This window comes from Paracandidimonas lactea (assembly GCF_021653995.1).
GTDB lineage: Bacteria > Pseudomonadota > Gammaproteobacteria > Burkholderiales > Burkholderiaceae_B > Allopusillimonas > Allopusillimonas lactea.
Map to the genome: position 1 here is coordinate 112722 of NZ_JAJJOZ010000009.1, position 18123 is coordinate 130844.

14 protein-coding genes are annotated in these 18123 nt (G+C 63.4%); 4 read left to right on the forward strand and 10 right to left on the reverse strand.

The genetic code is table 11. The features are described 5' to 3' along the window. Positions 1-64: 64 nt before the first annotated feature. From LOL23_RS15665 to uraH, 5 genes are all read right to left on the reverse strand, one after another. Positions 65-2419 (reverse strand): TonB-dependent receptor, encoded by a 2355-nt coding sequence (locus LOL23_RS15665; RefSeq protein WP_237173857.1) that lies wholly within the window; start codon positions 2417-2419, stop codon positions 65-67. 113 nt (positions 2420-2532) lie between these two features. Next, positions 2533-3567 (reverse strand): FecR domain-containing protein, encoded by a 1035-nt coding sequence (locus tag LOL23_RS15670; protein ID WP_237173858.1) that lies wholly within the window; start codon positions 3565-3567, stop codon positions 2533-2535. A 62-nt stretch (positions 3568-3629) separates the two neighbouring features. Beyond that, positions 3630-4142, reverse strand: coding sequence for a sigma-70 family RNA polymerase sigma factor (locus LOL23_RS15675; RefSeq protein WP_160977333.1), 513 nt, complete (start codon positions 4140-4142; stop codon positions 3630-3632). Between the two features lie 272 nt (positions 4143-4414). Beyond that, on the reverse strand, positions 4415-5677 hold the full coding sequence (locus LOL23_RS15680) for a urate hydroxylase PuuD (protein WP_160977335.1): 1263 nt from the start codon (positions 5675-5677) through the stop codon (positions 4415-4417). Between the two features lie 171 nt (positions 5678-5848). Next, positions 5849-6202, reverse strand: a complete 354-nt coding sequence (uraH, locus tag LOL23_RS15685; RefSeq protein WP_160977337.1) for a hydroxyisourate hydrolase — start codon at positions 6200-6202, stop codon at positions 5849-5851. Between the two features lie 89 nt (positions 6203-6291). Between uraH and LOL23_RS15690 the strand changes: the two genes are divergently transcribed. From LOL23_RS15690 to LOL23_RS15705, 4 genes are all read left to right on the forward strand, one after another. Beyond that, positions 6292-7050, forward strand: coding sequence for a GntR family transcriptional regulator (locus LOL23_RS15690; protein ID WP_160977339.1), 759 nt, complete (start codon positions 6292-6294; stop codon positions 7048-7050). A gap of 20 nt (positions 7051-7070) precedes the next feature. Then, entirely contained in the window at positions 7071-8009 is a 939-nt protein-coding gene (gene puuE / locus LOL23_RS15695) for an allantoinase PuuE (protein WP_160977341.1), read from the forward strand. 140 nt (positions 8010-8149) lie between these two features. After that, positions 8150-9190, forward strand: coding sequence for an allantoicase (gene alc, locus LOL23_RS15700; RefSeq protein ID WP_160977343.1), 1041 nt, complete (start codon positions 8150-8152; stop codon positions 9188-9190). 3 nt (positions 9191-9193) lie between these two features. Then, on the forward strand, positions 9194-10528 hold the full coding sequence (locus LOL23_RS15705; protein ID WP_160977345.1) for a M20/M25/M40 family metallo-hydrolase: 1335 nt from the start codon (positions 9194-9196) through the stop codon (positions 10526-10528). A 145-nt stretch (positions 10529-10673) separates the two neighbouring features. Here LOL23_RS15705 and LOL23_RS15710 read toward each other — a convergent pair whose 3' ends face one another. From LOL23_RS15710 to xdhA, 5 genes are all read right to left on the reverse strand, one after another. Further along, positions 10674-11606 carry a LysR family transcriptional regulator gene (locus tag LOL23_RS15710; protein WP_160977347.1) on the reverse strand — a complete coding sequence of 311 codons (933 nt, stop codon included), beginning with the start codon at positions 11604-11606 and terminating at the stop codon, positions 10674-10676. Positions 11607-11682: 76 nt separating this feature from the next. After that, positions 11683-13050 carry a guanine deaminase gene (gene guaD / locus LOL23_RS15715; RefSeq protein ID WP_237173859.1) on the reverse strand — a complete coding sequence of 456 codons (1368 nt, stop codon included), beginning with the start codon at positions 13048-13050 and terminating at the stop codon, positions 11683-11685. Beyond that, positions 13047-14084, reverse strand: coding sequence for a xanthine dehydrogenase accessory protein XdhC (gene xdhC, locus LOL23_RS15720; protein ID WP_160977351.1), 1038 nt, complete (start codon positions 14082-14084; stop codon positions 13047-13049). Before xdhC ends, guaD begins: the two co-directional genes overlap by 4 nt. After that, the gene (xdhB, locus tag LOL23_RS15725) at positions 14081-16417 is read right to left on the reverse strand and encodes a xanthine dehydrogenase molybdopterin binding subunit (RefSeq protein WP_439652101.1); all 2337 of its coding nucleotides are present in this window, start codon (positions 16415-16417) and stop codon (positions 14081-14083) included. Before xdhB ends, xdhC begins: the two co-directional genes overlap by 4 nt. Continuing rightward, a complete protein-coding gene (gene xdhA / locus LOL23_RS15730; RefSeq protein ID WP_237173860.1) occupies positions 16414-17910 on the reverse strand; it encodes a xanthine dehydrogenase small subunit in 1497 nt (498 codons plus the stop codon). The genes xdhB and xdhA overlap by 4 nt, the downstream gene beginning before the upstream one ends. Positions 17911-18123 lie beyond the last annotated feature (213 nt).

Consider the following 18123-nt stretch of genomic DNA (forward strand, 5'->3'; position numbering starts at 1 on the left):
TGGGTCGGAAGTGTGGGCGCGGAGGAAACCGCGCGTCTATTCCTGCACCCGGATAACCGCAGCGCTAGAAAGACAGTGCGACCGATACACCGAATGTTCGAGGCCGCGGCACCGCAGGCGATGAGAGATCGTTCGCGGTAATCATGATCGGGTTGCTCGCATCAAAAAGATTCTGCGCGTAGAACGCAACGCGCCCATGCTTGCTGAAGGGATAGTCCAGCTGCACATTCACGATCCAGTGCGCGGAAATCCTGCCTCGCGGGTCGTTGTCGTAATAGGAGTAGTAGGCATCCATGTAGCTTGCATTACCGCTCAGCACCGCCTTGTTTGCAAAGGTATAGGCAGCGGCCACGTTGACGGTATAAGCCGGTGCGCGCGGGAGCTTGTTGCCCTCGATGCCGCTGTCGGCGAAACGTGCGATCCGGGTTTTGAGCAGGCCCACCGACCCCGACACGTCGAGCGCATCGACGGGCAGCCAGCGTGCGCCCAGTTCAACGCCATAGGTGTGGACCTGTTCGGCATTGCGAACCACGGTGGCGTTCCGGCTGAGGTAATACGGAAGCTGCATATCGGTGTAATTGCTGTAAAAAACATTGGTGGTGAACGCCAGCCTCCCGCCGTCCAGGCGGTGCCGCGTATAGAACTCGTAGTTCCAGACATACTCGGAATCGTAGGTATAGCTGACGATGGGCCTGCCGAAGGTGACGCCGGCCCCGCCAGCGGAATAGCCGCGGGCGGCGCGCAGGCCATAGGTATGGTCTGGCAAGGGCTTCCAGGCAATATCGAGCTTGGGCATGAATGCGGTGTAGGTGTCGTGCAGGTCGATGGCCACCGCGCTGCTGCCGCCGAGCCTGTCGCGGCGCTCACGCTCGTAGCGGGCGCCCAAGGTAAGGTCAAGCTGCGGGTGCACCGCATACGTGGCTTCGCCAAACAGCGAGACGGTATCGACCTTGTCATCAAAGCCACTGCCGCGGAAGATATTGACGAACTCATCCTGTGCGGCATGGAAGTAGCGCGCGCCCGCCAACCCGCGCACGACATCATCGCTGCGGCCCCAATGCAGCACCGCCTCGTTGTGGAACTCATGGCCATTGATCTCGGCATGCGGCAGGCCGTGGGCAGTTCGACGGTGGTTGTCAAAACCTGTGTACACCAACGTGTTTTCCAGCCTCGCCGTCTCCGAGAACTGCCAGGCGACATCCCATTTCCCGCTGGTGGAGCGGTTCTCCTGAACCGGGCGACGCGGATCGAAGCGGTTGCTGCGGATGCCGGGTGGCGGCACCAATACTTCGTTTTGAGGGGCACGGCCATCGTAATGGCCGACTGTAAGCCGCGATGTGAGCCCGGGCAGATCGCGCGGTTCGTACAACAGCTTGGCCCGCGCAGTGGTGGCTTCGATGCGGCGCGGATCGCCCACCGGCGCGTAGGCGTCAAGATCGGCAAAGCTGCGGCGCTGCTGCCGATCGACGCTGAGGCGGAACGCAAGGTCGCTGTCGCCGACAGGCCCCGAGAGCATGGCGGCAGCCTGGCGAGCATGTTGGTTTCCGGCTGCGGCCTTGACGGCGCCTTCCCAGTGGAAGCTGGGATCCTTGGAGGTAAGCACGACTGCGCCAGCAATGGCATTGCGGCCCTGGATATGGCTCTGCGGGCCGCGAAACACCTCGATTTGTTCAATATCCCACAAAGACTGCGGGCCGAAGGCGAGTTCGTTGTAGGGAAGCGAGCGCCCATCAATGGACATGTTCAGGCGCGGGCGCGTGCCGGTGAGAAAACCCACCGCACCCCGCACGGGCCCTGAACCGTCGACACCGCGTATGGCAGGCAGGTCATTGCCTACGCCCGTATCCACAACACCCACGGTCGCCTGCAAGATATCCTGCACGCGCGTGGCGTTGGGGAGGGACACAATGCGATCGGCGTCGAAGATATCGACACTGGCGCCGGTACGCGAGAGCGGGCGAGCGGATTTTTCACCCTTCACCACGATGTCGGGCAGCACTGTGGCAGACGTGTTGGACCTGACCACGGTGCAGCTGCCGTTGCCCTGATGCACGGCCCGCAACCCATGGGCATCGAGCAGGCGCGCAAATGCCGCCTCGAGCGAGTACGTGCCGGACAGCCCCGCGCTATGGCGGCCGGCCAGTATGGCCGCATCGGCGGCAACATCGACGCCCGCAGAGGTGGCCAACGCGTTGAGTACACGATCCAGCGGCCCGGGGACGATCTGAAACACATGCGCCGCACCGCCGTAAACCGCTGCGGGCGGGCTGGCCCATACCGGTGCGCAGGGCAGTGCAACGAGCATCAGGCAGACCAACAGCGGCAGGCTGGGGCCGCGCGCGCCTGCGCATGACTGCCTGCCCCGCTGCTCGATGCGGGTTTGGCCGTGCGTTCTGGACAGATAATGGGGAGGTGCCATGGAGCGGTTCCTTATGTGCCGGAAGTTGAACAGTGCCTACCCTGTATTCCGGCCAACACCGCAAAACCCTCAATCTCATCGCCTTCGCACACCGCGCGGCCGCGCGAAGCACCTCAACGCGGCACAATGGTCACCCAATATGGCGAGCGATAACGCACCGTCACCGGCAGAACCTGCGTAAGCGCATGCAGCGCACGATCCGTGTCGCGCAGGGGGAACACGCCGCTTACACGCAAGTTGGCCACTGCCGGATCACAGCGCAGGCGGCCTGCCCGGTATCGCGACAGCGTCTGCGCAAACTCTCCCAAACGCATATTGACGGCGGCGAGCCTGCCCCGCGTCCACGCGGCATCTTCAAGCGCCGCTTCCGGCCCTGCAACGCCAGCAGCCCAATACGCGGCCCGCTGGCTCGCATGCAAACGCACCGACGCCGCCGGCGCAAGCACCGGCCGCACACTGACCACCCCTTCCAGAACCGCGACATGCGCCTGTTGATCGGATAACGCAACGCTGAAGCGCGTACCCTGTGCCGTCGCATCGCCATACACGGTGCGCACTGAAAATGGCCGAGAGTCCCGCGCCGTAGCCACAAGGATGCGGCCGGCATGGAGCACCAGCATGCGAGCCGTGGCGCCAAATACCGCATCAAAGGCTGACACGGTATCCAGCACCACAGCAGTGCCGTCGGGCAGGATGACTGACCGAATCTCGCCCCTGCCCGTGGCGTAGTCGGACGTTGCCCTTTGCCAGGCGCCGCTTTCCCGCAGCACCAGCGCGCCACCCGCCGCGGCCAGCGCCGCCATGCCCAACACTCGCCGCCGGCCACGGCTTTTGATAGATGGCTCGCGTAGGGCGTGGCGCGCGATGTCAGGCGGTATGGCGCTGAGTTTGCCTTCGAGGGATTGCAACGTGCGCCAGGCTCGTTCGTGGTCTGGATGGGCGGCGCGCCAGCGGGCACAGGCCACATCATCCGCGTCGTTTGCGGTATCGGACCACAGTCGTGCCATCCAGCGGGCGGCCTGCCTGACAACGTTGGGATCGAGGTTCTGAGGGCCCGGATTCGCCGCTTCCGAGCTGCTGGCGGCTGCGGCGGGCGCGTGATCGGTCGCCGCGGCAGCCACCGTACTAGAGGGTGAAGCGGGATTCAAGCCCGCACCATCGGAACTGTTAGGGATGGGGGCGGGCGGGGCCGGGGAACGCGCAGCCCGGCTCATTTCGCTGACATGGCCGCGTGGCACGCCACAAGCCCGGCGGCGATGTACTTCTCGACCGACGAAACGGAAACCCGCAGGCGCTGCGCGATATCGCGGTAGCCAAGCCCCTCCAGCTTGCACATGAGCATGGCGGCGCGGACCTTGGCGGGAAGCCCGCACAAGACCCTATCGATGTCTACCAGTGCCTCAATGATCAGCGCACGCTTTTCTTCGCTGGGCACCTGCGCGGGCGGGAGTGCCGCAATGGCTTCGAGATAGGCCGTTTCGATATGGCGGCGGCGCAGAAGGTCGATCATCAGGCCGTTTGCAACAAGTGCCAGATGGCGCCGCGGGTCGGCCGGCGCCGGCATGCGACCTGTAGCCAGGATGCGCATGTAAGTATCGTGCGCGATATCTTCTGCATCGAATGCATTGCCTATGCGCCGACGCAACCAGCCACGCAGCCAGCCAGCATGATCAACGTATAAAGTTTCGAGTTGCCGAGGGAGTGCGACGCTGCTCGCCGTCATGATGCTTCGTATCGCCGCGCACCGTGCCGGCGGCCCGTCAATAACAATAACGCTTCTCATTCTAGATTGACGCAAGCAATGTTGGCAAGGCAGGCGCAGGCGTATGCGCTGTGCGGATTCCGCCATTCAGGTGCAATCCGCAGCAGCCGCAGTGCTCAGCCGCATATACGTAACCGGGCCCCGTGCGGTCTTGTCCGCACGGGGCCCGGTCATTTTGCCTGCGCTGTATCGGCTGCATCAGCCGCATCGGCTGATGTTGGCGAAAACGACGCCTACTTCACCGCCCACGACGCAATGAGCGCACGCTCTTCGTCGGTCATCTTGGTGATATTGCCTAGCGGCATGTACTTGCTGGCGACGACCTGCTTGATCTGGTCGGCGTGCAGCAAGGTTTCCTGGTTGGTGTCCAGTGCAACACCCGCAGGGGCGGAGGCGATACCGGCAAAGGTCGGCTTGGCCGAGTGGCACTCCGTGCAGCGTGCGGCAACGATGGCGTGTACTTTCTCTATCGAGACGCCGTTGTCGGCAAGCGCCGTCTTGGAGGGCGCGGCATCCGCCGACGCGGTGCTGACGGGTGCGGCCGGCGCTTTGGATACGGCAGGTGCTGGCGACGGCGCGGCCAGCCAGCCAATGATGGCCAACAGAACAATGCCGGCGGCGGGGTAGCCGAGCTGGTTCTTGCCCATGTGGCGCAGTACGAAGTACTGGCGGATCACGGCGCCGGCGAAGATGAACAGCGCCATGATGATCCAGGCGTATTTGCTGGTGTAGGTGAACGAATAATGGTTGCTGAGCATCAGGAAGACGACGGGCAGCGTGAAGTAGGTGTTGTGCACCGAACGCTGTTTTCCGCGCTTGCCATCAAGCGGGTCGGGCGCCTGGCCGGCTTTCAGGGCTTTAACCATGCGACGCTGGCCGGGGATGATCCAGAAAAGCACGTTGGCGGACATACAGGTGGCCATGAGCGCGCCCGTGATCAGGAACGCCGCGCGCCCGGGGAAAACCTGCACCGTCAGCCACGCAACAATCACCATCATGACGCCGACGGCGACGCTGAGCAGCCCATCGCGTTCCATATTGGGGCTGATGCGCTGGCACAGTTGCGAATAGATGATGTAGCCAAGCACCAGAAAGGCCACCGCCAGGACACTGGCCTGTACGCCGCTCATAGCGGCCGCCCAAGCCCAGGGGCTGTTGGGATTGACCAGGTAAAACGCCGGCTTCATCAGATACATGATGGAGAACAGCGCAAAGCCCGACAGCCACGTGGTGTAGGACTTCCAGAACGACCAATGCAGGTCGTCGGGCAGCTCGGGCGGATTGGTGAGGTATTTTTGATTATGGTAGAAACCGCCGCCGTGCACGGCCCACATTTCGCCGAACACGCCCAGTTTCTTGCCGTGCGCGCCGCGCGGCGGATGCAGGCTGTTGTCGAGCATCACGAAATAGATGGATTCGCCGATCCAGGCAATCGCGGCAATCACGTGCAGCCAGCGCAGCAACAGGTTGCCGTATTCAATCAGATACGCTTCCATGAAGTTTCCTGTATGTCTGGGCGGCGTCTGCGGCAATGCAGACGCCTGGGCCTGGGTCTGGAGCGCCGCCGGCTAGGGGCGCCAGAGGATCGCCATACGCTCGAGTAACCCGGCCCTGGGTATACGCCCCAGGATGCGGCCGCCTGCGCGGCCGATGAAAACGTTAAGGCTTCAACTGCCTCGGTAAGTTGACCACGTCCAGGGCGTGGTGACCAGCGGCACATGATAGTTTTCCGCTGGATTGGCAATGCCGAAGCGCAGCACGACCTGGTCGACAAAGCGTGGCTCGGGCACCTTGACGCCCTTGCCCGCGAAGTAGTCGCCGATGTGGAAGACAAGTTCGTACGTGCCGCGCTGCACCGCATCGCCCTGCAGCAGGGGTTGGTCGCAGCGGCCATCGCTGTTTGTGACGACATCGGCAAGTTGGGTGCGCTGCTCGCCTTCAAGACGGTAAAGCTGCACGTGTACGCCCTGTGCGGGCTTGCCATGCATGGTGTCGAGAACGTGGGTGGATAGCTTACCCATGCTGTCTCCAATAATTGTTAACAATTTATGTTGACGATTCTGAACGGATCACCAATAATTGTCAACAATTCTCTTCATTAATTTCCGCCATGCTGCATCTTTCTTCGCAACGTGATGTAAACGGCAGCCTCGAGGCGCCCAAGGCATCATCATTACGGGCCGCCATGGAAACCGGCGAGCGCACCGACGCCCACCGCGTCTATGACGATATCTTCGATGCCGTGATGGATCGCCGCCTGTTGCCCGGCGCCAAACTGACCGAGGCCGCGCTGTGTCAGATTTTCTCGTGCTCGCGCAATACCGTGCGCACAGCGCTGGCGGCGCTGGCCCACGACAAGATCGTGAACATCGAGCCCAACCGCGGCGCCTTTGTGTCACAACCGGGTGCGAAGGAAACCCGCGATTTGTTCGACATGCGCCGCCGCATGGAATGCATGATCATCGACATGCTGCTCGATTTGCCGGATCTGCCCGAACGCCTCGCGCCACTGTACGAAATGGTCGCGCGCGAGCGCCAGGCTTTTGAATCCGGCGACCGCATCAGTTGGATACGCCTGTCAAACGCGTTTCACGTCGAGTTGGCCAACCTGCTGGGCAACGATGTGTTGACCGAAACCATGCACAGCCTGTGCGCGCGCACCACGCTCATTATCGCGCTGCACGACACGCCCGGCGACACGGCCTGCTCGTATTTCGAGCACGAGATCATCCTCGACCATCTATCGCACGCCGATGCCCAGGCCGCCCGCGAAGCCATGCACCACCACCTCGCCGATTGCGAGGAGCGCATGGACCCTATACCCGCCAAGCCGACGGACCCTTGGCTCGCACTCAATATCAAGCGCTAATAATCGCAGCGGAGACATGCATGCAGCAACACAATTACCCACGCGACCTGATCGGCTACGGCCGCAATGTGCCATTCGCCGACTGGCCCGGCAAGGCGCGAATTGCGGTTCAGTTTGTGCTGAACTACGAAGAAGGCGGCGAGAACTGTGTACTGCATGGTGATCCCGGTTCGGAGCAGTTTCTTTCCGAAATCATCGGTTGCGACACGTTCCCGGATCGCCACCTGTCTATCGAATCGATTTACGAATATGGCTCGCGTGCCGGTGTCTGGCGCGTCCTTCGCGAGTTCGAGCGTCGCGGCCTGCCCCTCACGATCTTCGGTGTCGGCATGGCGCTTGAGCGCCACCCCGAGGTCGCCCGGGCGTTTGTTGAACTGGGCCACGAAATCGCCTGTCACGGCTACCGCTGGATTCACTATCAGCACACCGACATCGAAACCGAGCGCGCCCATATGCAGCAATGCATTCAGGTTGTCTCCGAGCTGCTGGGCCGCCACCCCGAAGGCTGGTACACCGGCCGCGACAGCCCCAATACCCTGCGTCTGGTGGCCGAAGAAGGCGGCTTTCTGTACGACTCCGACTACTACGGCGACGATCTGCCCTTCTGGAAGAACGTACCGCTGGGTGACGGCACCGAAAAGCCGCAGCTCATCATCCCCTACACGCTGGATACCAACGACATGCGCTTCGCGTCGTTCCAGGGGTTCAACAGCGGGGACCAATTCTTCACTTATCTGAAAGACGCCTTCGATACCCTGTACGCCGAAGGCGACGAAGCCCCCAAGATGATGTCAGTGGGCCTGCACTGCCGGCTGATCGGGCGGCCCGGCCGTTTCGCATCGCTCAAGCGGTTTCTGGATTATGTCCAGGGCCACGACCGCGTATGGATCCCGCGCCGCGCCGACATTGCGCGCCACTGGATCGCCACGCATCCCTACCAGGCCTCCGCCGGCGCTTGATCGCCGGCTGGGGCCGGCTGCCCACCGCCGGCCCGCCAAGGCTTGCCGGCCGTTACACCCGTTGTTTGCACCGCCAACCCCGGCGGGGCGTTTCGCCCTGCCTGTTCTGAACAAAACCTTTTTACCTGGAGCAAGTAGAAATGGCCAAGCCCAATCTCCCAGTTGGAACCGTGATCGACGCGGATCCCGTCGACTTGCCGGCGTTTGCCACCCGCTATGCCAACCTGGCCAGCGCGGACTTCGGCGCAAAAGTGCTGTCGTGCACCGATGAATTCTTCGCCGGCGCAGACCGTATGCTGCAGGCCTCCGAGCCTGTCTTCATCGTCGGCAAGTTCGATGATCACGGCAAATGGATGGACGGCTGGGAAACCAAGCGCCGGCGCAATGGCGGCAACGACACCGCCATCATCAAGCTCGGCCTGCCGGGCGTGATCAAGGGGCTGGACATCAACACCAGCCACTTCACCGGCAACTTCCCACCGGCCGCCTCAATCCAGGCATGCAACATCGTCGGCGATCCCGACGACGCCACGCAATGGACGGAGATCGTGGCCCCGCGCTCGCTGTCTGGGAACGCTCACCATTTTGTCGAGATCGATAACGATCGCGTCTGGTCGCACCTGCGTCTGAATATTTACCCCGACGGCGGTGTAGCGCGCCTGCGCGTCTACGGCCAGCCCGCCTGCAATTGGGATACCCGCGACGCCACGGCCCTTCATGAAGTATCGGCGCTGGAGAATGGTGGACGCATCGTGGCCTACAACGACGCGCACTTCGGTGTTCCTTTCCGCCTGATCATGCCGGGCCGCGGCGTGAACATGGGCGACGGCTGGGAAACCCGCCGCCGCCGCGAACCGGGCTACGACTGGTGCCTGATCGAGCTCGGCCATGCCGCAATCGTGGAGAAGATCGAGATCGACACCGCCCACTTCAAGGGCAACTACCCCGACCGCGTTTCCGTGCAGGCGGCACGCGTGGGCGAGTCCACAGACCAGTCTCTGGTCACTCAGGCCATGTTCTGGCCCGAGCTGCTGGGCGAACAGAAGACCGAGATGGACAAGCAGCACTTCTATGACGGCACGCAGATCAAAGATTTGGGCCCCATCACGCACGTGCGCGTCAACATGTTCCCGGATGGCGGCATCAGCCGCGTGCGCATCTGGGGCCGGCTGGCAAAATAAGCCATGGTCAATCCGCTTTCAACCGTGAGCCTGCGCGGCGACGCGCTGGCGAGCGGGGGCGACACAAGCAGCGCCCCCTCCATTGCCGCGCTGGCCACCTGGATCGACGCGCATTTCGACGAACAAGTGACACTGCTGCAATCGCTGGTGCGTATCCCCACCGATACGCCACCCGGCGACAACGCGCCGCACGCCCAGGCCGTGGCCGCCCTGCTGGAAAGCTGGGGCTGGGAGGTGGAACACCACCCGGTATCCGAACAGCAGGTTCGGGATTACGGCATGCGCAGCATCACCAACCTGATTGTCCGGCGGCGCTATAGCAAGGATGGCCCTACCATTGCGCTTAATGCACACGGCGACGTAGTGCCGCCCGGCGACGGCTGGAGCAAACCGCCTTATGAGGGCGTGGTCGAGAACGGCCGGCTGTACGGCCGCGCCGCCGCCGTCTCCAAAAGCGACTTCAGCACCTACCTGTACGCTGTGCGCGCGCTTGAGGCCTGGGCGCAGGGCAGCGATACGCCACGCCTGCGCGGCGGCATCGAGCTGCACTTTACGTACGATGAAGAGTTTGGCGGCCTGCTGGGCCCCGGCTACCTGCTGGAACAAGGGCTCACTAAGCCTGACTATGCGCTGTGTGCGGCATTCAGCTATCAGGTTGTCACCGCGCACAACGGCTGCCTGCAGTTCGAAGTGACGGTCAACGGCAAAGCCACGCACGGCTCCATGCCCAAGACCGGCCACGACGCCCTGCAAGCCGCCACGCGCATCCTGCAGGCGTACTATGCCTATGCGGAGAGGCTGGACACAATCCGATCGTCCATCCCGGGCATCCTCAGCCCAACCGCTATCGTGGGCCGCATCGATGGCGGCACCAACACCAATGTCGTGCCTGGCAAGGTCGTACTCAAGCTGGACAGGCGCATGATTCCCGAAGAGGACCCGGCGCAGGTGGAAACAGATGTGCGCGTCCTGATCGATCAGGCCGTGGCTGGCTTGCCAGGCATCTCAGTGGACGTGCGCCGCATTCTGCTGGCGCGCGCATTGCGCCCCCTGCCCGGCCACGAACAAATGGTCACCAGCCTGCAACGCCATGCCAGCGCCGTCTTCGGAGAGGATATCCCCGCGGTGGGCACGCCGCTGTATGCCGACGCGCGTCTCTATGGCGAGCATGGCATCCCGGTGGTGATGTACGGAGCGGGCCCGCGCACGTTGATGGAATCGCGCGCCAAGCAGGCGGACGAAAACGTGGCGCTGGCCGACCTGCGCGGTGCCACCAAGGTAGTGGCCGGCATGCTGGCCGATCTCCTGACGGCGCCATCCTCATCCGCCGCATCGTAGGCCGACTGCCGCTGGCTATCGAAGGTGGCGCATACGGCCAGCGGCATGGGCCAATGGGCCCGTGGGCTGAAGCGACACAGGCTGCCGGCGCACGCCGGCAGCCTGTGTGATAACGGCCACGTGATAAAGGGTGCGGTAAAGGCTGCTAGGATTTGGCGAGCTGGCGACCGCAATCGCCCAGCAGGTTGCGCAGCCACTTGTGCGCCGCCGATTGATGATTGCGCTGGTGCCAAAGCTGGTAAAACCGCATGGGCGGAAACGCAATGGGCGGACGCACAATCGCCAGGGGCAGCAACCGGGCATAAAATGCCGCGAAATGCCGCGTGGTGGTGAATATCAGATCAGTACCCGCAATCAGATAAGGCGCGATATTGAACGACTGCACCACCACCCGCTCGTCGCGCTCGATACGCTCGCTTGCCAGCACGCCGTCAATCACGCCGCGCTGTGTGATCGAATACGGCAGCGGCACAACATGCGACGCGTTTTCGTAGTCTTGCCGAGTCATCCCCCGTGTGGCCCAGGGGCTGTCGGCAGCCACCAGGCATACGATCTCATCTTCGAGCAATACCGAAAGATGCATGCGGTCGGGGGGCTCAGGCCAGTTGCCGATCACGACATCCAGATCGCCCTCGGCCAACGAATGCTCGAAGTCGAAGTCTGGGCCCAGCGCATGCACGGTAAGCCGGGCGTGCGGCGCCTCACGCCGCACCCTGCCTGACACACTGCTCATGAACACGGGGGCCAAGTAGTCGGGGGAGCCAATGTGAAACTCTTGACGCGTATTGAAGGGCTCAAAAGCATCGGGCTGCGCGACCATGCTGTCGATTTGCTCTAGCGCCGCGCGGGCATGCGGCAGCAGGCTAAGCGCGCGTTCGGTGGGCACCATGCCGCCCTTCTCACGCACCAGCAGTGGATCGCCCAGAATGGCGCGCAAGCGCCGCAGCGCCACGCTGACGGTAGGCTGCGACTGATTGAGTTTGAGCGCCACCCGCGACACACTGCGCTCTGTCACCAGCAAGCAGAAGACCTTGAGCAGGTAAGTATCGAGTAGTTCAGCGCTGCGCCGCACCACCATTATTCGTCTCCCTCTTCGATGCTTTTTATCTCCGACCCCGGAACGGGCCATGATATAGGAATCTAACGCTGCTGCGTCAGTTTTGAGGCTGGCGCGCATCGTCTTGTGTATCGCGGGCGTACAGCAGCCGGCCCGCCACATAGCTTGCGGCCACCGCACGGTCGTCGCCCAGCATGGCAAACGCAAACAACAGCTCCTCCAGGGACGTCGCGGCAGCAGTGCGCCGCGCGAGCAGCGGCGTGGCGCCGGGGTCGAGAACGATGAAATCCGCCTCGGCGCCTGGCTGCAGCGTACCGATCACCCCCTGCAGGCCCAGCGCCGCCGCTGCTCCCTGGGTCGCCATGTGAAACATATGCGTCGCGCTGAGATGATGGCCGCACAGACGCGCCACCTTGTGCGCCTCGCCCATGGTGCGCAGCATCGAAAACGACGTACCGCCGCCTACGTCAGTTGCCAGCGCCACCTGCATGCCCGCGCGGCGGGCCGCATGCAAGTCAAACAGGCCGCTACCCAGGAACAGATTCGATGTCGGACAGTGCGCCGCCAGCGCGCCCGCGTCGCACATGCGCGCGCGATCCTCGTCATCGAGCCAGATGCAATGGCCGTACACCGCACGCGGGCGCAGCAAGCCGTATCCCGCATAGATATCGAGGTAGCTGCGGTAGCCGGGGTGCATCGCAGCGGCCCACGCAATTTCGTCGCGGTTCTCCGCCACGTGGCTCTGAATGAACACGTCGCCATAGCGCTGCGCCAGTTCTCCGCATGCGCCAAGCTGCGCAGCCGTGGACGTGGGTGCAAAACGCGGCGTGAGCGCATACATCTGCCGGCCGATGCCATGCCAGCGCATGATCAGCGCTTCGCTATCGCGCGCCCCCTCATCAGCCGTATCGCGCAACGCGTCGGGGCAGTTGCGATCCATCATCACCTTGCCCGCCACCATGCGCATATTGCGGGCGTGGCTGGCGGCAAAGAACGCATCGACGGATTGTGGATGAACCGTGCAGTACACCAATGCGCTCGTGGTGCCGCAGCGCAGCAACTCATTGAGGAAAAAATCGGCGACTTCGGCGGCGTGGCCGCTATCCTGGAAGCGGCGTTCGGCCGGAAAGGTGTATGTCTCCAGCCAGGACAACAGGCCAGGGGCCGGCGAAGCGATGATGTCTGTCTGAGGATAATGCACGTGGGTATCGATGAAGCCCGGCGTGATCAGCCGATTGCGCCAATCCACCACGGGTGTGGCCTCACCCAGTGTGGGCGCCAATGCACCGTATTCACCCACCTGAGCGACGCGGCCGTCCTCGATCACCAGCAAACCATCTTCCAGCATGATGGACTGGGGTGCCTCGTCGTGCGCCGCACGGTCGGCAAAATAGAGCAGTCGAGCACGATACCCTCGGCGTTCCACGTTCGCACCAGCGTCGTCACGAGCGTTGAAAGGCTTCATTGCGCGCCCGCGTGCACGTGCGCAATCAGTTCGCGCGTCTGCAGGAGCTGCGCGGCAACAGCAATGGCAATCGACTCGGGTGCTTTGTCATGGATACCGGCAACGCCGATGGGGCAGGTCATGCGCGCCAACGCCTCGGGGGCCACACCACGCCGCGCCAGGCGGCGCTCGAACTTCACGCGTTTGGTGCGGGAGCCGATCAGGCCCAGATAGGCGAAATCGCCACGGCGCAGGATATGGCGGCAAAGCTGCTCATCCAGAGCATGGGAATGCGTCATCACAAGGTAAAACGCGCCTGCCGGCGCCTCGTCGACGATGGCCTGCGGTACATCGGTTGGCTCGACGCGCACGTTGGCCGGCACATTGTCTGGAAATTGCGCATCACGCTCGTCAGCCCAACTTACCGTGCACGGCATATACGCCAGCACACGCACCAACGCCTGGCCAACGTGCCCTGCGCCGAACAGCACCACATGCATGGAAACAGGCGCCACCCACTCGCGCAGCGCCGCACGGCCGCCCGCACGCACAAGCATGCCCGCACCACCAGCGACCGGCGCGGGCTGCGCGTCCGGCGGCATGTCGCACACCCGCACATGCCCGGCGCCTGGCCAGGGCCCGCCCTGCGCATGCGGCGATGCGGGCATATCGCCCAGCTCGCGTTCGCGCAAGCATGGGCGGCCGGCAGCCAGCGCCGCCCGCAAAGACATCAGCCAGCCCGTGTCGGCCGGGCCCAGCGTTTCAAACAACAGCGTGACGGCGCCACCACAGCATTGCGCCAGGCTGGGGCCCAACGAAAGCCACTGCGTCGCGCAGGCGCCACCAGGATAATCGTGCAGCAGCGCCCGCGCTTGTTGTATGGCGCGCCATTCCAACTGGCCCCCGCCTACACTGCCCCATTGGGCCTGTGCCGAAACGACCATCCTGGCGCCCACCTCGCGGGGCGCGGAACCTTCCACATCCGCCACAGTAATCAACACCGCGGGCGTGTTCGCACGAGCAAGCGCGCAGGCGGCATCAAGCCAGACACTCATGGCGCCTCCTGCCCACGCAGCGCCGTCACCGCACTGAGAATCGCCTCGGGCGTCGCAGGCGCGTCCAGCACCGGTTCGACCCGATAATTGCCAACGCTGGCAACGGCGTCGCGGATGGCGTTGAACACACTGAAAGACAGCAACAGCGGTGGTTCTCCCACCGCCTTGGAGCGATGGATGGTATCCCGGGCATTGCGATTGCCAAACAGCTTGACGCGGAAGTCCGCCGGACAGTCACTGACGGCGGGTATTTTGTATGTGGACGGCGCATGCGTCATCAGCCGGCCGTCGCCGTTCCAGTACAGTGCCTCGCTTGTGAGCCAACCCATGCCTTGTATGAACGCCCCTTCGATCTGCCCGATGTCGATGGCGGGATTGATGGACTCACCCACATCATGCAGGATGTCAGTGCGCAGGAGTCTGAATTCGCCGGTCAGCGTATCGACCACCACCTCAGACACCGCCGCGCCATAGGCGTAGTAATAGAACGGCTCGCCGGTCATCGTGTGCTTGTCCCACCGTATGCCCGGCGTGGCATAAAACCCCTCGGACCAGAGCTGCACCTGCACCCAGTAGGCTGCATCCACCACCTCTGCGAACGGCAAGCTTTCGCCGTTGACGTACACGCGGTTATCGGCAAACACGACATCCTCAGCCTGACCTCCCCACTTCGCAGCGGCCACGCCGGCCAGCCGGCGCCGTATGCGCAGGGCGGCGTCCTGCGCCGCCTTTCCATTCAGATCCGAACCTGTGGACGCGGCCGTTGCCGAGGTATTGGCCACTTTACTGGTATCGGCGGCCGTCACGCGAACGTGCGCGATGTCCAGCCCCAGCGCCTGAGCGGTGACCTGCGCCACCTTGGTATTCAAGCCCTGGCCCATTTCGGTGCCGCCATGGTTCACGAGGACGGAGCCGTCGCGGTATACATGCACCAGCGCGCCGGCCTGATTGAATGCCGGCACGTTGAATGAAATGCCGAATTTCACGGGCGTCAGCGCCAGGCCGCGCTTAAGTACCGGGCTGCCGCGGTTGTATGCCTGCACGGCCTCTCGGCGCGCGCGATAGCTGCTGTCCGCCTCAAGCTGGCTGACCAACGGTTCCAGCACATTGTCGAGAACGCGCTGACCATAGGGCGTGATGTCGCGCTCGCCTATTCCGTAGAAGTTGGCGCGGCGCACATCAAGCGGGTCGCGCCCCAGCCGGCGTGCAATCATATCGATGAGCACCTCGGTCACCAACGCGCCCTGCGGCCCGCCGAAGCCGCGAAAAGCGGTATTGGACTGCGTGTTGGTCTTGCCGCACAGCGCCGCAATACCGATGTGCGGCAGAAAATAAGCGTTGTCTACATGGCAAACGGCGCGCGTGGCGACGGCTTCCGACAGATCAGCCGAATACCCCGCCTGCAGCGTCATGTCCACATTCATACCCAGGATGTGGCCCGCGTCGTCAAAACCGATGTCGTATTCGTAATGAAAGCCGTGCCGTTTGCCGGTGATCATCATATCGTCGTCACGATCGGGGCGCAGCTTCACCGGCACGCCCAGGCGCGCCGCACATACCGCCGCCACGCCCGCGAACAATGCCGATTGTGACTCTTTACCGCCGAAGCCGCCGCCCATGCGGCGGCATTCCACAACGACCTGGTGCGATTGCCACCCCAGCGCCCGGGCCACCAACGCCTGCATTTCGCTGGGGTGCTGCGTCGAACACCACACATGCATGGTCTGACCCTCGCGCGGCACCGCGTAAGCGATCTGCCCTTCCAGATAAAACTGCTCCTGCCCGCCGCACGCGAAGGTACCCGTCAGGCGGTGTGGCGCGCGCGCAATGGCGTCAGCGGCGTCGCCACGCGCAAGCCGCATGGGCGGCACCACCAACGCGGACCGCATCTTGGCCTGCAAAGGCGTCAAGATCGCTTCCAGCGGCTCGTAATCCACGCTTGCCAACCGGGCGGCTCGCCGCGCCGCATCCCGGCTGGCGGCCACCACGACGAACAGCGGCTGGCCGATGTATTGCACGCATGCGTCGGCCAGCAAGGGGTCGTCGTGAACTACCGGACCGCAATTATTCTCTCCCGGAATATCCTGTGCGGTAAGCACGGCCAGCACATCCGGCGCGGTGCGTACGGCACGCAGATCAATGGCGCGGATACGCGCATGGGCCTGGTCTGACAGGCCCAGCGCCGCATGCAGTGTCCCGGCCAGTTCGGGCAGGTCGTCGGTGTACGTCGCCGTGCCGCTGACATGCAGGACAGCGGACTCATGCGGCAGGCTTTTGCCAGCGGCGCCTGTCAACACAGGGGTGTGCATACGCGCATCGGCTTGCGTATTCATACCTGTTCCTCCTGGGCATCGGCACAGGCATAGACATTGACTTGTGCCGGCGACAAAGGCGCCTCGGGCCGTGTTTCCAGATAAAAGCGCCATAAAAGATGCTGCGCCGAGCTAATCCGGTAAGCGCTGCCCGCGCGCATGTCCGACATCGGCGTATAGTCCCGCGCAAGCGCTTGCATGGCCGCCTGCGCCGTGTCATCGTTCCAGGGGCGGCCCACCAGCGCCTGCTCGGCCAGCAGTGCGCGCCGAGGTGTGGCGGCCATGCCACCGAAGGCGATACGAGCCTGCGCTACCTCACCGCCAGCGCCAAGATGGATGGCGAATGCCGCGCAAACCGCCGATATATCCTGGTCGAAGCGCTTGGACAGCTTGTAGCTGCGCAGACGCAGCGCCTGATCGCGAAGCGGGATCTCCAACCCCTGCATGAACTCGCCCACTTCGAATGCGTTTTTTTGATAGTCGAGGTAGAAGTCTTCCAGCGGCAGCGTACGTACGTGGTCGCCGCGGCGCAGCACAATGCGCGTGCCCAACGCAATCAGCACTGGCATGGAATCGCCGATGGGAGAGCCATTGGCCACATTCCCGCCCAGTGTGCCAGCATTGCGAATAGGATAAGAGGCGAAGCGGCGGCGCAGTTCACGCAGTTCGTCGTACTGTGCAGCCAGCGCGTCAAAGGCGTCGCTCAGCAGCGCGCCGGCCCCTATGTAGAGATGGCCGTCTTCAGTACGGATCTCGCGCAGCGCATCAACCTCGCCGACATAGATAACCTCGGTGAGCGGGCGCAGCTGCTTGGTCACCCACAGCGCAACGTCGGTGCCCCCGGCAAGTATGCGCGCATGGGGATGCGCCAGGCGCAATTTGGCCAGCTCGGCAAGCGTGCGCGGCGCCCGGAACGTATGGCCCTCGTGCGCGTAATCAAGCGCGGCACCACGGCGCAGGCCCGCCAGTATCCCGGCCAGTGCATCGACGTCGAAAGCGGCGCGTGGTTGGCTGAACATGGCCAGCGCGGCATCAATGATGGGCCGATAGCCCGTGCAGCGGCACAGATTACCCGACAGTACATCCTGGACATGCGCACGCGAAGGCGGCGGCGCATCGGCGGCATGCTCAACATAAAGCGCCCACATCGACATGACAAAACCGGGCGTGCAAAAGCCGCATTGCGAGCCGTGCAGGTCGACCATGGCCTGTTGGACGGGATGCAGCGCACCGCCTGGCCGGCCCAGATCTTCAACCGTAAACACTGCCTTGCCGTCGAGGGTGGGCAGCAATTGGATACAAGCGTTGACGGCACGCATACGCACCGCCCCGTGTGCATCCAGATCGCCAATCACCACGGTGCATGCACCGCAATCACCCTCTGCACAGCCCTCTTTGGTGCCCGTGGCACGCAAGTCTTCACGCAAATATTGCAGCAGCGTACGCGTAGGCGCGACACCCCATACCTCGCGCACCTGCCCCCGGCAATAAAACCGTATCTTTTGAGCTTCCATGGTCTGGTTCGCCTCAATGTGCTTGTGCAGCGGCGCCCCGCATCGGCGCCCGCGCATCAATGCGGTAACTTCAATGCCGATGCAGCGATGCCCATAAGACACATCATGGCGCGCATCCCGAAGGATGGCAATGGGGGTATGCGCAGGCATGCCGCACCGAAAACCAGCAGGCGGGCCAGCGAGAGACCATAGCGCTCGCCTATATGGATTATG